This window comes from Pseudomonas sp. WC1, assembly GCF_050586565.1.
Lineage (GTDB): Bacteria > Pseudomonadota > Gammaproteobacteria > Pseudomonadales > Pseudomonadaceae > Aquipseudomonas.
This window is the reverse complement of sequence record NZ_JBOBDQ010000007.1, coordinates 126,725-140,697: the sequence shown is the minus strand read 5'-3', so window position 1 is coordinate 140,697 and position 13,973 is coordinate 126,725. Positions and strand designations below refer to the sequence as shown.

The 13,973-nt window shown below is 64.9% G+C and carries 13 protein-coding genes; 3 read left to right on the top strand and 10 right to left on the bottom strand.

The window, feature by feature from the left end; translation table 11 throughout:
• Positions 1-1,690 (top strand): thioesterase domain-containing protein (locus ACQ4OD_RS05335; protein WP_430943986.1); only part of this gene is annotated, 1,690 nt, incomplete at its 5' end.
• A gap of 54 nt (positions 1,691-1,744) precedes the next feature.
• On the opposite strand, the gene ACQ4OD_RS05330 is transcribed toward ACQ4OD_RS05335, so the two are convergent.
• The gene (locus tag ACQ4OD_RS05330) at positions 1,745-1,978 is read right to left on the bottom strand and encodes a hypothetical protein (RefSeq protein WP_028689390.1); all 234 of its coding nucleotides are present in this window, start codon (positions 1,976-1,978) and stop codon (positions 1,745-1,747) included.
• 397 nt (positions 1,979-2,375) lie between these two features.
• Complete coding sequence (locus ACQ4OD_RS05325) at positions 2,376-3,158, bottom strand: RHS repeat-associated core domain-containing protein (RefSeq protein WP_198754276.1); 783 nt, start codon at positions 3,156-3,158, stop codon at positions 2,376-2,378.
• 106 nt (positions 3,159-3,264) lie between these two features.
• On the opposite strand from ACQ4OD_RS05325, the gene ACQ4OD_RS05320 reads away from it, so the two are divergent.
• Positions 3,265-3,897 (top strand): LysE family translocator, encoded by a 633-nt coding sequence (locus ACQ4OD_RS05320; RefSeq protein WP_046855231.1) that lies wholly within the window; start codon positions 3,265-3,267, stop codon positions 3,895-3,897.
• Positions 3,898-3,984: 87 nt separating this feature from the next.
• Positions 3,985-6,165 (top strand): ATP-binding protein, encoded by a 2,181-nt coding sequence (locus tag ACQ4OD_RS05315; RefSeq protein ID WP_198754275.1) that lies wholly within the window; start codon positions 3,985-3,987, stop codon positions 6,163-6,165.
• A gap of 46 nt (positions 6,166-6,211) precedes the next feature.
• Here ACQ4OD_RS05315 and ACQ4OD_RS05310 read toward each other — a convergent pair whose 3' ends face one another.
• The 8 genes from ACQ4OD_RS05310 to ACQ4OD_RS05275 form a co-directional block, all read right to left on the bottom strand.
• A complete protein-coding gene (locus ACQ4OD_RS05310) occupies positions 6,212-8,392 on the bottom strand; it encodes an ATP-binding protein (RefSeq protein ID WP_430943985.1) in 2,181 nt (726 codons plus the stop codon).
• Positions 8,393-8,473: 81 nt separating this feature from the next.
• Positions 8,474-9,037 carry an NUDIX hydrolase gene (locus tag ACQ4OD_RS05305; RefSeq protein ID WP_198754273.1) on the bottom strand — a complete coding sequence of 188 codons (564 nt, stop codon included), beginning with the start codon at positions 9,035-9,037 and terminating at the stop codon, positions 8,474-8,476.
• Between the two features lie 2 nt (positions 9,038-9,039).
• Entirely contained in the window at positions 9,040-9,792 is a 753-nt protein-coding gene (locus tag ACQ4OD_RS05300) for a GntR family transcriptional regulator (RefSeq protein WP_139671419.1), read from the bottom strand.
• An 88-nt stretch (positions 9,793-9,880) separates the two neighbouring features.
• A complete protein-coding gene (locus ACQ4OD_RS05295; protein ID WP_111532457.1) occupies positions 9,881-10,270 on the bottom strand; it encodes a carboxymuconolactone decarboxylase family protein in 390 nt (129 codons plus the stop codon).
• Positions 10,271-10,335: 65 nt separating this feature from the next.
• Entirely contained in the window at positions 10,336-10,821 is a 486-nt protein-coding gene (locus tag ACQ4OD_RS05290; RefSeq protein WP_102682370.1) for a flavin reductase family protein, read from the bottom strand.
• A 12-nt stretch (positions 10,822-10,833) separates the two neighbouring features.
• Positions 10,834-12,315 (bottom strand): aldehyde dehydrogenase, encoded by a 1,482-nt coding sequence (locus tag ACQ4OD_RS05285; protein ID WP_046855237.1) that lies wholly within the window; start codon positions 12,313-12,315, stop codon positions 10,834-10,836.
• Positions 12,312-13,145, bottom strand: a complete 834-nt coding sequence (locus ACQ4OD_RS05280) for an alpha/beta fold hydrolase (protein ID WP_139671415.1) — start codon at positions 13,143-13,145, stop codon at positions 12,312-12,314. The genes ACQ4OD_RS05285 and ACQ4OD_RS05280 overlap by 4 nt, the downstream gene beginning before the upstream one ends.
• Before the next feature lie 68 nt (positions 13,146-13,213).
• Positions 13,214-13,810: an amino acid synthesis family protein gene (locus ACQ4OD_RS05275; protein ID WP_430943984.1), complete on the bottom strand. Its 597-nt coding sequence runs from the start codon at positions 13,808-13,810 to the stop codon at positions 13,214-13,216.
• Between the last annotated feature and the right edge of the window lie 163 nt (positions 13,811-13,973).

The following is a 13,973-nucleotide window of genomic DNA, read 5'->3' as shown; positions in this document are numbered from 1 at the left end:
AGCGATTCCGGACCTGTCGATGTACGTGCTGGACGCCGACTTCAACCCGGTGGCCAAGGGTTGCACGGGCGAGCTGCATGTCGGCCACGCCGGCCTGGCACGCGGTTACCACAACCGCGCCTCGCTGACTGCCGAGCGCTTCGTGCCGGACCCGTTCTCCAGCGAAGGCGGGCGCCTGTACCGCACCGGCGACCTGGCGCGTTACCGCGAACAGGGCGTGATCGAGTACGTGGGCCGTATCGACCATCAGGTGAAGATCCGTGGCTTCCGTATCGAGCTGGGTGAGATCGAAGCACGCCTGCAAGAACATGCAGCAGTGCGGGAAGTGCTGGTGCTGGATATCGACGGGGCAGGGGGCAAGCAACTGGCCGCCTACCTGATCGCCCAGGATGCGAATGCAGACCACGCAGTCCTGCGCGACACGCTGAAACAGCACCTGAAAGCCAACCTGCCGGACTACATGGTGCCGACGCACTTCCTGGTCTTGGACCAGTGGCCACTGACCGCCAACGGCAAGCTGGACCGCAAGGCCCTGCCCAAGCCGGATGCCAGCCAGCTGCAACAGGGCTACGTGGCCCCGCGCACGGCGCTCGAGCAGCAACTGGCGGCGATCTGGTCCGAGGTACTGAAGGTCGAGCAGGTGGGTCTGCACGACAACTTCTTCGAACTCGGCGGCCACTCGTTGCTGGTGATCACCCTGGTGAACAAGGTGCGCGAAGCCTTCGCCATCAACATCAGCCTGCATGAGTTCATGCTGATGGCCAGCTTCGAGGAACTCGCCAACTTCATCGGTGGCGGCAAGGATCGCCTGAAGTCGCCGGTAATCAACCTCAACGGCTGCCAGCGCCAGCGCCCGGCGCTGTTCTGCCTGCCGCCAGGTGGCGGCGGTGCCTACGCCTACTACCCGCTGGCCAGCCGCCTGGCCGATGAGCGCCCGGTGTATGGCCTGGTCAACCGCTGCTATGCCGAGCCGGGCTGGGTGGACGAATCCTGGGCGGCGATGGTCGGCTATTACGTCGAGCAGATCCGCCGTACCCAGGCCAGCGGCCCGTACCATCTGCTGGGTTGGTCCATGGGTGGCGCGCTGGCGCTGGAGGTGGCTCACGCCCTTGAGCAGGCCGGCCAGCAGGTCGGTTTCGTCGGCCTGGTCGACACCCTGCTGCCGCAGGAGGTATCCGGTCTCGACGCCGAGCCCGTCGAAGTGGTGCAGGTGGCGCGGGCGGACGAGAGCCTGCTGCGTGGCCTGCTGGCCTTTGCGCCGGGCGTCGGCGAGGCGCGGATCGCTGGCTTCATCGACGAGGCCGAGCGTCTGCCGGCCGAGGTCGACAGGACCGAGTGGGTCATCGAGCAGGTGGCCGCCGCCGGTAATGTCAGCGCCGAACGCCTGCGCAGCATCCACGAGGATGTGCACTTGCAGCGGGAGATCGTCGATGGTTTCGCCGTGCTCGACCGCAACGCCGAACTGAGCCAGGCATTCCGCCTGCGCCCGCTGGCGGTCCAGGTGGACTGCTGGTGGGCCAGTGAAAGCCGCAGTGCCGAGCGGGTACGCCTGGGCGAGGCGGGGCTGCTGGCCCAGGCTTCGGTCAATGGCCTGGCCAGTTCGACGGTGATCGCCGATGGGCATGAGGGTGTGATCAACGCCGTCGCGTTCACCGACGGGCTGTTGCAGCGGCTTGCCGACAAGGCGTAAGGGTTGCTGTTGCAGCAAGCCGGGACCGCACTGTGGTCCCGGCATTGCTGCCCATCAAACCGTGCGCAAGCGCGCCTTCTCCACCTGTTGCATCTCCACCCCATCGAGCAAAGCCTCGACCACCGCCTTGGCCGCATCCAGCCCATGATCATTGCCCAGCAACAGGTCATGGCAGGTGCCGGTCGCCAGTTCCATCGCCTTGAGATTGGTGGCGAACGCGCCCTTGAGCAGGGTGGACAGGTGCACCAGCGCATCTTCGAAGTCCACGCCTTCGCGCACGGCGAACAGGGAAGGGTGGCTGCATTCACAGTTGCCGAAGCTGGAGTGCGCCGTGGTGGCGCGGGACGGGGGATCAGGTAAGCCTTTTGTCATTGTGTCGCTCCTTGATTCAATGGAGCCGCCACTCGACGTGACCAAACGAATGGGTGGCGACTGTACGCGGGTTGGTCAACCGGGAATCAAGGAAACCGGCGCGCACGAAGGCGCCCCACGCACAGCCGCCATGGAACGAGACAGCCGGGCACAAAAAAGCGCCAACTGAATCGCAGAGCGGGCGCTTGTGCGCCTTGATGTTCGCGGGTGACCAAACCCGGCTGCTGGACTTACAGCAGCGCGCAAAGGGTACCGGGGCAGGGCGAGGGATTCAAGGACGGATGTGTAAGGAATTGATCCAAGGCGACGCGGCTCAGAAACTACTTCTAAAATCCTCAATTGCGAACTTGTAGGCATCTATAAGGACTTCCCTGCCTTTTGCGTAGTCGGACTTCTCTTCCAAGTATTTAGCTGTGTTCGACTCATTGGGTTTAGCAGTATAGAGTTTGTACGCCTCACGTGTTCTCAAACCTTGAAGCACCACGTCTTCAAATCGTTCCTGGTCAATACGTAGGATACCTAGAGAAGGTGTTTCCAAGCCCACGTTATCCTGCTGTACTCGGTCTTCATTGGGTAATGCGAGTGCATAAAATAAGGCATTCTCACCCGTGGTTTTCATGATCAATGGCGCAAACTCCGGATTTGAGTTTATCAGGCTACTCATCTCGTTGTACAAAGTGGCGTTTATTTTAGAGTTGAAATTTCTTGTTGCGGAAGCGTTCGCCAAGGCTTGGTCGACCGTGGGTGTTGTTGAACGCTTGGTCACTCTTCCATCAGGGTCCACATGATTCACCGGATCCCCCCCACAATACCCATAGGCATTGATCCCACCCGCCGCAAAAGGGCTCAGCCCGTCCGGTGAGTGGAACCTCATCAATGTCGGGCTGAACGCACGATGCCCATTGCCGAGGAGGTAACATCCCGTCAACAGTTCCCGTATCACACCATTGAAACCAAGCTGCGTGCGGAAAACCGCCAAGGCCAGGTCATGGCCATAAGCCGAGAAGACGAACCCATGACGCAAGGCCCCCTGCGATGCGACCAGCACGGAGCCTGCCAAGTCACTTGCCAGTAGCCGGGTATCTGGATTAACCACGTTCTGACCCCACTATCAGGAATGATTGATCCACGTTAACGTGCGCACCCAGCCAGCGAAACTGACAAAAATGCCAGGTATGGCGCTACCGCCAAAAGGACTTGATATGCCCGAACCCTCTAACCTGTTGGCCTTTGCCCTGATCAGCCTGGGCATGGTGCTGACCCCCGGCCCCAACATGATCTACCTGATCTCCCGCTCCATCTGTCAGGGGCGTGGCGCCGGGCTGATCTCCCTGGCCGGGGTGGCCATGGGCTTTGTCTTCTATATGCTCTGCGCAGCACTCGGGATCACCGCGCTGGTCATGGCCGTGCCGTTCGCCTACGACGCCTTGCGCATCGGTGGCGCCCTGTACCTGCTGTACCTGGCCTGGCAGGCGCTGCGCCCGGGCGGGCGCTCGCCGTTCCAGGTGCGCGAGCTGCCGGCGGACAGCCCCAGGCGGCTGTTCATGATGGGCTTTGTGACCAACCTGCTGAATCCCAAGATCGCGGTCATGTACCTATCGCTGATGCCGCAGTTCATCGAGCCGGGCCATGGCAGCGTGTTGCTGCAGTCGCTGGTACTGGGCGGCACGCAGATCGCCATCAGCGTCACGGTCAACGCGCTGATCGCGGTCATGGCGGGGTCGATCGCCGTGTTCCTGGCCGGTCGGCCGGTGTGGCAGCAGGTGCAGCGCTGGCTGATGGGCACGGTGCTGGCTGCCCTGGCTGTGCGCATGCTGGCCGAAGGGCGCCGTTGATCACGTCCGGCGATCCGATGGAACGTTTTGCCACCGGGCGATTTCCTACCCTCATAGGAAAGATAACGTGCCCGGGATTACCGAGACATGAAAGCTCGCCAGGAGAGCAAGAAGGCCAACCTGCAACCATTGCCGGCATTCATGGGCGGCGGTGGCGATGTCAGCTGCCTGTTGCAGGCGATGGACTGGCGGCACTCGCCGCTGGGTGCGCCGGACCAATGGTCGCCGGCATTGCAGGCGATGGTGGCGATGCTCCTGCCTGCCCAGGCGCAGATCGTGTTGTTCTGGGGCCCGCTATACATCGCGCTGTACAATGATGCGTATTGGCCGACCATCGGTGACAAGCATCCCGGCGCGCTGGGGCAACCCGCCAAGGCGCACTGGAGTGAGCTCTGGGACGACCTCGAGCCTTTGCTGCGCGGGGTGCGTGAAACCGGCGTGACATTCTCTGCCAGGGATCGGCCGTTCTACATCGTGCGCCACGGGCCGGGCGAAACGGCGTACTTCGATGTCTCCTATTCCGCGGTGCGTGAAGTTGACGGTTCCGTGGGGGGCGTGCTGTGCATCGTCACCGAAACCTCGGAGCGGGTGCATTTCCAGCAGCGCCAGGCATTTCTCCAGGAACTGCGCCAGGCCTTGCCCGGCCTGGGTCAGGCCGAGCGCATCGAAGCCCACGCGGTACGCCGCCTGGCCAAGGAATTGGGCGCGGCGCGGGTCTGCTTTGGTGAAGACTTGGGCGATGGGCGCCGTTATCGGGTCGCCCAGGAGTGCGCCGTGCAAGTGCCGCCGATCACCGGCCTCAACCAGTACGCGGCCTTGGACCCGGCACTGCGCGAGGCGCTGCTCGCCGGCCAGGTGGTGCAGCGTAACTATGCGGCGAACAACATGGCGCCAGCGGGCTTCAAGGGTCTGTGCGCCACGCTGCATGCCCCGGTGCTGCGTGCCGAGCGCCTGGAGGCGATGCTCGCGGTGCATTTCCACACGCCCCATGCATGGACCACCAGCGAATGCCTGCTGGTCGAAGAGGCCGCCGGCCAAGTGTGGTCGGCGATCACCCATGCCCGTTCCGAGCGCGCCTTGCATGTGCTCAATGAAAACCTCGAGGAGCGGGTGGCGAACATGATGACCCATCGCGAAGCCTCGTTGGTGCAGCTGCACGAGGCACGCAAGATGGAAATGATCGGCCAGCTGACCGGTGGCATCGCCCATGACCTCAACAATATGCTCACGCCGATCATTGCTTCCCTGGAATTGCTGCGCCGTCACCCCCAGCCGGAACGGGCCGAACGCCTGATCGACGGCGGCCTGCAGGCGGCGGAGCGGGCGCGCAACCTGGTCGGGCGCCTGCTCAGCTTCGCCCGGCGCCAGACTCTCAAGCCGGTTACGGTGTCACTGGCAGTGCTGGTGGAGGACATGCACGAACTGATGGCGCGCTCCCTGGGGCCGACCATCGCGCTACAGGTCAATATCGACAAGGCTTTGCCAGGGGTTCTGGTGGACCCGCACCAGTTGGAGCTGGCCCTGCTGAACCTGGTGGTCAATGCCCGTGACGCAATGAGCGAAGGCGGCCAGCTGACCATCCGCGCTGGCGCCGAGGAAGCCGGAATGCCCAGGCCGCCTGGGTTGCAGGGCGGGCAGCAGCTATGGCTGCAGGTCAGCGACACTGGTTGTGGCATGAGTGAAGAGGTATTGGCGCATTGCGTCGAGCCATTCTACTCGACCAAAGGGGTGGGCCGGGGCACTGGCCTGGGCCTGCCGATGGTGCAGGGGCTGGCATTGCAGTCCGGTGGTGGCTTCGGTATTCATTCCCGGCCGGGCCAGGGGACCGAGGCGACCTTGTGGCTGCCGGCCAGTGAGAGTAGCGTGGCGGCGAGCATGACCGAGCCTGTCGAGGCGGTCAGTGCGCAACGGCCGACCCGGGTGTTGCTGGTGGATGACGAACCCCTGGTGCGCCAGGCAACGCTGATGCAGCTACAGGCGCTGGGGTATGAAGTAACGGAGGCTAGCGGGCCTGTCCAGGCCCTGGCGCTGCTGGAAAAGGGCCTGGTGCCCGACGTGTTGCTGACCGACCATGTGATGGCCGAGATGACCGGCGTGCGCTTCGCCCAGCAGGTGCGCGAGCAACTGTCCCAGTTGCCGGTGCTGATCATCACCGGCTACACCAACCTCACACCGCGTGAACTGCATGGGTTCGGCGTGTTGCGCAAGCCGTTCCGCCAGGATGAGCTGGGGCGCAGCCTGACACGCTTGCTGGCGGCGCGGGGGTGATTCGACTGGTCAGGGCGTTTTGCCAATCGCCTGCCCAACGCGCCGCTCACTGCCTTCCCAGCACGTCCCCCAGCATCCGGCACACCTGCTCGGCCGAATAGGGCTTGGCCAGGAAGGCGAAGCCCTGGTGGCCACCTTCGGCAATCGCCTCGCTGTAGCCGGAGGTCAGGATCACCGGCAGATGGGGTTGGCTGCGCCGCAGCTCCCTGGCCAGGGCCAGGCCGCCCATGCCAGGCATCACCACGTCGGAAAACACCGCGTCGAATCCGCCTTGTGTCGAAGCGATCTGCTTCAGCGCATCCTCTGCCGAGATCGCCCAACTGATTCGGTAGCCATGATCGCGCAGGATCTGCGCGGTAAAACTGCCGACATCGGGGTTGTCCTCGACCACCAGGATATGTCGGCGCTCGCCATTGGGCGCCAGCGTCGGCAACGCGGTGCTGACTTCGGCATCGGCCTGGGCCACCTGGGGCAGGTACAGGGTGAAGGTGGTGCCCAGGCCTTCGCGGCTGCTGACCTGGACATCGCCCCCCGACTGTTTGACGAAGCCGAACACCTGCGACAAGCCGAGCCCGGTGCCCTGGCCGGCGGCCTTCGTGGTGAAGAACGGGTCGAAGATGCGCTCCAGCAGGTGCGGGGCAATGCCCACGCCGCTGTCGACCACCGAGATGGCAGCGAATGGCCCGGCCTGGGGGGGCTGGCCACGCAGCGCCGGCAGCTGCTGGTTGGCTTCCAGGCGCAGGCGCAAGGTGCCCACGCCGGCCATGGCGTCGCGGCCGTTGATCATCAGGTTGATCACCGCGGTTTCCAGTTGGCCGAGGTCTGCGTGCACGTGGCAGGGCATGTCGGGCAGTTCCAGGCTCACCTGGATGCGCGCGCCGGTGGCGGTATCGAGCATTTCGGCCATCGCCTCGAGCCTGGGGCCGGCGTCGAATACCTGTGGGCTGAGCGCCTGGCGGCGGGCGAAGGCGAGCAGTTGCCCGGTCAGCTTGGCGCCGCGGTCGACGGTGTCGGACACGGTCTTGAGATAGCGGCTGCGCCGGTTCTCGTCGAGGTCCGGGCGCTGCAGGAAGTGGATGGAGGAGCGGATGATGGTCAGCAGGTTGTTGAAGTCATGGGCCACGCCCCCCGTGAGCTGGCCGATGGCCTCGAGCTTCTGGGTCTGGCGCAGGACAGCCTCGGTATGCAGCAACTGGCTGGTGCGCTCTTCCACGCGTTGTTCGAGGGTGGTATTGAGGGCCTCCAGGGCGGTCAGTGCCTCGCGCACCTCGGCGTTGGCCTGGACCCGTTGGATATGCGCCCAGCAGCGTTCGGTCACTTCGCCGATCAAGGTCTGTTCGTAATCGGTCCAGGCCCTGGGCTGCTTGTCGTGGATGGCCATCAGCGCGGTCAGGCGGCCCTCCTTGATCAACGGCATGCAGATGGTCGCGGTGATGCCGATGGCCTGGAAGGTCGCCGACTCGGGTGCCGGCAACTGGCTGAGATTGTCATCGATCACCAGCGCCAGGCCTGCGCGCAGGCGGCTGACGGCCAGCGCGCCGAAGTCGGCCAGGCGGTACTGGCCGATCAGCCGTGGCGAGCCCGGTGCGACCCAGTCACCGCAAATGGTGAAGCCGTCCTCGTCGGGCGCCATCACCGCATAGGCGCAGCTGGACAACTGCAGGTGCTCGCCAAGCAGGCGAGTGGTGGTGGCCATGATCCGTTCCGGATCGGTGGCATTGGCGGCAGCCCGGCCGAGGCTGTCGAGGAAGTTCAGACGGCGGTTGGCGACCACGCTCGCGGTGGTTTCGGTGACCGTGTCGAGCATGCCCACTACCTTGCCGTCGTTGTCGCGCACCGGGCTGTAACAGAAGGTGAAATAGGCGCGCTCCGGGCTGCCATGGCGCTCGATCGTCAGCGGGAAGTCCTCGATGTACACCGCCTCGCCGGCGAGCGCGCGCTGGGCCAGGTGGCGGATAGTGCTCCAGGCTTCCTGCCAGACATCGCTGAAGGGCCGGCCCAGGGCAGTCGGCTTGCCGCCCAGGATCTCGCTGAAGGCGTCGTTGTGCAGGGTGATCAACGCATCGCCCCAGAGCACGGCCTGGGGAAAGCGCGAGGCCAGGCACAGGGCGACGCTGGTCTTGAGTACGTCGGGCCAGCTATCCAGCGGGCCGAGGGGCGTGGATGCCCAGTCGTGGTTGCGGATGCGCGCGGCCATCAGCCCGCCGCCGTCTAGCCATTTCGCCATGAACGTTGCTGGTCCTTTTGCGTGAGACCATCAGGGTGCACCGAGACGCGACGCTTGGCGAGGAATTTGTGTGCGCCATCGTCAGCGGATGAAGTGCACCTTGCCGGTATCGTCATTGCCCATGTAGATGCCGTACACGCCGGCCTGGCGCTCGAGGATGTAGCGCTCGAGGATCTGCCGGATCGCCGGGTAGTAGATTTCGTCCCAGGGGATCTGGTCCGGTTCGAAGAAACGATAGTCCAGGGTCTCGGGCCCGTATTCGCCGGTTTCCTCGGTGACCACGGCGCGGAAGATGATGTACACCTCGCTGATCCGCGGCACGCTGAAGATCGAGTAGGGCGAGACGATGTCGGCGCGCACGCCGCTCTCTTCCCATACCTCGCGCAGCGCCGCCTGTTCAGTGGTCTCGCCAGCTTCCATGAACCCGGCCGGCAGGGTCCAGGTGCCGGGGCGCGGCGGGATGGCGCGCTGGCACAGCAGGTACTTGCCGTCGCGCTCGATGATGCAGCCGGCGATGATCTTCGGGTTGATGTAGTGGATGTAGCCGCAACCGGCGCAGTGAAGACGTTCGTGGGTATCGCCGTTGGGGACGCCCCGGGCCAGTTCCGTGGTGCAGTGCGGGCAGTAGCGCGGGGCGGTGGGCATGGTCAGCGGCCTATGCGAGGGTCCTTGAGGGGCAGGGGGGCGACGATATCGCGGACCTTGGCGTTGTCGTCCTGCTTCTGGCGCAGGTAGTCGAGGGCGACCTTGGCAGCGGCGCGTACATGGTCGACCGAGGCCTGGTGGGCGGCCTGGGGATCGCCGCCCTTGATCGCATCGACGATCTTTTCCATCTCGAGGTTGCTGGCGCCCCGGCGGTTTTCCTGGGACACCGAGGTGGCGCGCAGGTAGCTGATGCGCGCCTGCAGCTGGCGCAGCTGCTGGGCGGCGACCTGGTTGCCCGAGCCTTCGAGCAGCACGTCGTAGAAGCCTTGCACCGAGTCGAGCACCTGTTGCAGCTCACCGTCCTCCAGGGCCTCGCGGTTGACCTCAAGGGCGCGCTCCAGGGCACGGATGTCCTTGGCCTTGGCGTTGAGGGTGAACAGTTGCACGATAAGGCCTTCGAGCACGCAGCGCAGCTCATAGATGTCGCGGGCGTCCTCCAGTGTGATGATGGCCACCCGTGGCCCCTTGGCGTCGGCGAACTCCACCAGGCCTTCGGACTCCAGGTGACGCAAGGCCTCGCGCACCGAGGTGCGGCTGACGCCAAGGCGCTCGCAAAGGTCGCGTTCGACCAGGCGGTCGCCCGGCAGCAGGTGGAAGTTCATGATCGCGCCGCGCAGTTTGTCGAGCACGATTTCACGCAGGGTGACGGGGTTGCGGTTGACCTTGAAGCTGTCGTCGAGGGGCTGGCGTTTCATCAGGGGCGCTCTTAATGCGGCTGTTGCGCCAACATCGCGGAATGCCTCGAACCCGGGCATTCCTTGCGGTGGTTCACACAGCCCGCTGTTAACGGGTTGCCTGCGCGTCGGCTTCGGCGAACGCCTCGCGGGCCAGGCGGAAACTGTCCACCGCCGCAGGTACGCCGCAGTAAATGCCGACTTGAAGCAGGATCTCGCGAATCTGTTCGCGGCTCAGGCCATTACGCAAGGCGCCGCGGATGTGCAGCTTGAGTTCGTGGGGCCGGTTGAGCGCGGAAATCATTGCCAAGTTTATCATGCTGCGCTCTTTGAGCGACAAGCCTTCGCGGCCCCACACGTGGCCCCAGCAGTATTCGGTGACCAGCTCCTGGAGTGGCTGGGTGAAGGCGTCGGCGTTCTCGAGCGAGCGCTGGACGTATTCCTCGCCGAGCACCTGGGTGCGGATCTGCAGGCCTTTTTCGTACTTTTCGTTGTTCATGGCCAGGGTCCTGTGTGACTGAATGGAAAATGGGGGCTGGGGCCGCAAAGCGGCCCCAGCGGATCTCAGCCCAGCGGCGGCAGTGCGCCGAGCTTGCCCTTGTGGTACACCATGGGCGTTACCGGCTGCTCGGGCAGCACCAGGTTCTTCACCTGGCCAACGATGATCGCGTGGTCGCCGCCATCGTATTCGCGCCACAGTTCGCACTCGATGATCGCCGTGGCCTTGGTCAGCAGCGGGTTGCCCAGTTCGCTCAACTGCCAGTCGATGCCCTTGGCCTTGTCCTTGCCTTTGCCGGCGAAGGCATAGGCCTCGGCGGTCTGGTCGGCGGACAGCAGGTGGATGGCGAACCGCTTGCTGTCGCGCAGGATCGGGTAGGTGTCGGAGGCGTAGTTGGGGCAGAAAAGCACCAGTGCCGGCTCGATCGACAGCGCGCTGAACGCGCTGGCGGTGATGCCGACGATGCCGCCGTCGGCGTCCAGGGTGGTGACCACGGTGACGCCGGACGGGAACGAGCCCATCACGTCTTTGTAGATGCCGGGTTCGATCATGGTGGCGTTCTCCTAGCGCATCACGAAGGGGTCGGGCATGGGCGCGGTGGACAGGTTGATCCACACCGTCTTCAGCTCGGTATAGGCCAGCACCGAGTCGATGCCGCTCTCGCGGCCATAACCGCTGTTCTTGAAGCCGCCAATGGGGGCCATTGCCGAGACGGCGCGGTAGGTGTTGACCCAGATGATCCCCGAGCGCACGTCACGGGCCAGGCGATGGGCGCGGCCCAGGTCGCGGGTCCAGATACCGGCGGCCAGGCCGAACTGCGAGTCGTTGGCCATCGCCAGGGCCTGCTCCTCGGTCTTGAAGCGGATCACCGCGGCGACCGGGCCGAACACTTCTTCCTGCATGATGGTCATCGAGTTGCTGTCGCATTCGAACAGGGTCGGCTCGTAGAACCAGCCGTCACCTTCGACCTCTGCACGTTTGCCGCCCATGCGCAGGGTGGCGCCTTCGGCCTTGGCCGCAGCCACCAGGCCTTCGATCACCGCCAGTTGCTGGGCGGTGGCGATCGGGCCCATCTCGCTGCTGTCGTCTTGCGGGTTGCCGATGCGGATGCTTTTAGCGCGGGCGATCAGGCGTTCGACGAACTCGTCGAAGATCTCGTCCTGCACCAGCAGCCGCGAACCGGCCACGCAGCTTTGCCCGGAGGCGGCATAGATGCCGGCTACGGCGCCGTTGATGGCGCTGTCCAGGTCGGCGTCGGCGAAGATGATGTTCGGCGACTTGCCGCCCAGCTCAAGCGACAGCTTGGCGAAGTTCTCGGCGCTGCTGCGCACCACGTGGCGGGCGGTGGCAGCGCCGCCGGTGAAGGCGATCTTGCGCACCAGCGGGTGGCGGGTCAGCGCCGCGCCGGTGCTTGGGCCGTAACCTGTGACCACGTTGACCACGCCAGCCGGGAAGCCGGCTTCCAGAGCCAGGCGGGCCAGTTCGAGGAGGGTGGCGGAGGCGTGCTCCGAGGGTTTGAGCACGATGGTGTTGCCGGCGGCCAGGGCCGGGGCCAGCTTGATCGCGGTGAGGTACAGCGGGCTGTTCCACGGGATGATCCCGGCCACCACGCCGATCGGCTCGTGCACGGTGTAGGCAAACAGGTCCGGCTTGTCCAGCGGCAGGGTGCCGCCTTCTAGCTTGTCGGCCAGGCCTGCGGTGTAGTGGAAGAACTCCGGCAGGTAGCCGACCTGGCCGCGGGTTTCGCGGATCAGCTTGCCGTTGTCGCGGCTTTCCAGCTGGGCCAGGTGTTCCTTGTTCTCGGCAATCAGGTCGCCGAGGCGGCGCAGCAGCTTGCCTCGGGCGGTGGCGGTGAGGCCGCGCCAGGCCTTGCCTTCGAAGGCGCGCTGGGCGGCCTGCACGGCAAGCTCGACATCGGCTTCGCCGGCATCGGGCAGTTGCGCCCAGGCCTTGGCGGTGGCCGGGTCGAGGCTGTCGAAGGTCTTGCCGCTCTGGGCATCGCGCCATTGGCCGTCGATGCACATCTGGAAACGAACGAGGGTCATGCGACTATCCCCTTGGCGGATTCGGAGAGGGTGCGGGCCTGCCTGAGGAAGTCCAGCAGCATCTTGTTGACTTCGCGCGGTGCTTCCACCGGCATCATATGCCTTTGCTCGGCGAGGACCACGCTCTGCGCGCCGGGAATCCGTGCGGCGAGTTGGCGGGTCATGGCCGGAGTGGAACCGCTGTCGAGCTCGCCCGTGGCGATCAGCGTCGGCACCTGGATGTTGCCCAGGTCGGCTTCGCGGTACATGTCCTGGGTGGCGAACAGCGAATAGGTGGTGTGGTAGCCCTGCGGGTCGTTGCTCGCCAGGATCTGGCGGATGGCGGCGACCTGGGCCGGGTTGGCGGCCTTGTACTCGCGGCTGAACCAGCGCTCGAGCGCGGCGTCGACGTTGGCGTCGGGGCCCTGTTCAAAGGCTTGCGCGGCGCGTGCGATCACCCCGGCGCTCTGCTCGGGGGTGCGGTTGAACACGCTGTTGAGTATCACCAGCGCGGCCAGGCGTTGCGGGTAGCTGAGCGCGAAGGCGCGGGCCACCAGGCCGCCCATGGAAAAGCCGATCACGCAGGCCTGGGTGACCTGCAGGTGGTCGAGCAGTTCGGCGAGCTGCTCGGCATAGCCCTCCAGCGGCGTATCGGCGCTGGGCACGCGGCTCTGGCCATGGCCGAGCATGTCGTAGGCGATGACGCGGTAGTCGTTGGCCAGGCCGACGATCTGCCCGCCCCACATTTCCTTGTTCAGGCCCACGCCGTGGATCAGTACCACGGGCTGGCCCTGGCCCAGGTCCAGGTAACTGGTCCCGGCCGGTGTACGTTCAGCGACAGGCTGAATCATGGAGGGCGCTCCTTGAAGGTCGGGCGCGGCGGTTATGCACGCCACGCCCAGGCCCGTCTTGGTTGTTGTTATTGAGCGTTGGCCTTTTCGGCAGCCAGTTCTTCCAGGTCGATGTAGCGGTTGCCGATGCGTGGGTGCAGGCGGCCACCGTCGGCGGCACCCAGCACCACGACGATCTCGTCGGCACGTGGAGCATCTTCGATCTGCATTTCCAGGGTGATGTAGTGCGAGCGCAGGCCTTCGTCGTCCTTCTGCATCATCGGGATCTGGATCGAGGTGCCGGGGCCGCCGCGTTTGTTGGTGAAGCTCAGGTAGCTCTTGGCCTGCACGGCTTCGCGGTAGTGGTTGCCGAAACGCAGGGTGTGGATTACGGCCGAGGCGTGCTCGATCTCGCCGTCGGCGCCGACCACGGCAGCTTTGCCGTAGGCCTCGATCTTGTCGGCTCCGCCGATGGTGGCGGTCAGGCGCTCGACCATCAGCGCGCCCAGCGCGGAGCAGTTGGCGCGGATTTCCGGCTTGAGGTCTTCGACGAAGCCGCGACCGGCCCATGGGTTCTTGATCACCACGGCCAGGCCGACCATGGTCACCGGCTTGTCGGTGGCCTTGCCGCCTTCGATGCGGGTTTCTTCGGAGTAGGTGACGATCTTGCGGATTTCGAAACTCATGGGGGCTCCTGGTTAGGGTTATCAGCTCTTGTTGTCTGATGGTATACCATAATATTTGATGTGCAAGAGTCGGCCGAAAATTTGTTTTCGTCAGGGGACGAAAGGACCGTTGGTACCTTGATTGCTGTACGTACTGGACTCATCGCGGGGCAAGCCCGCTCCC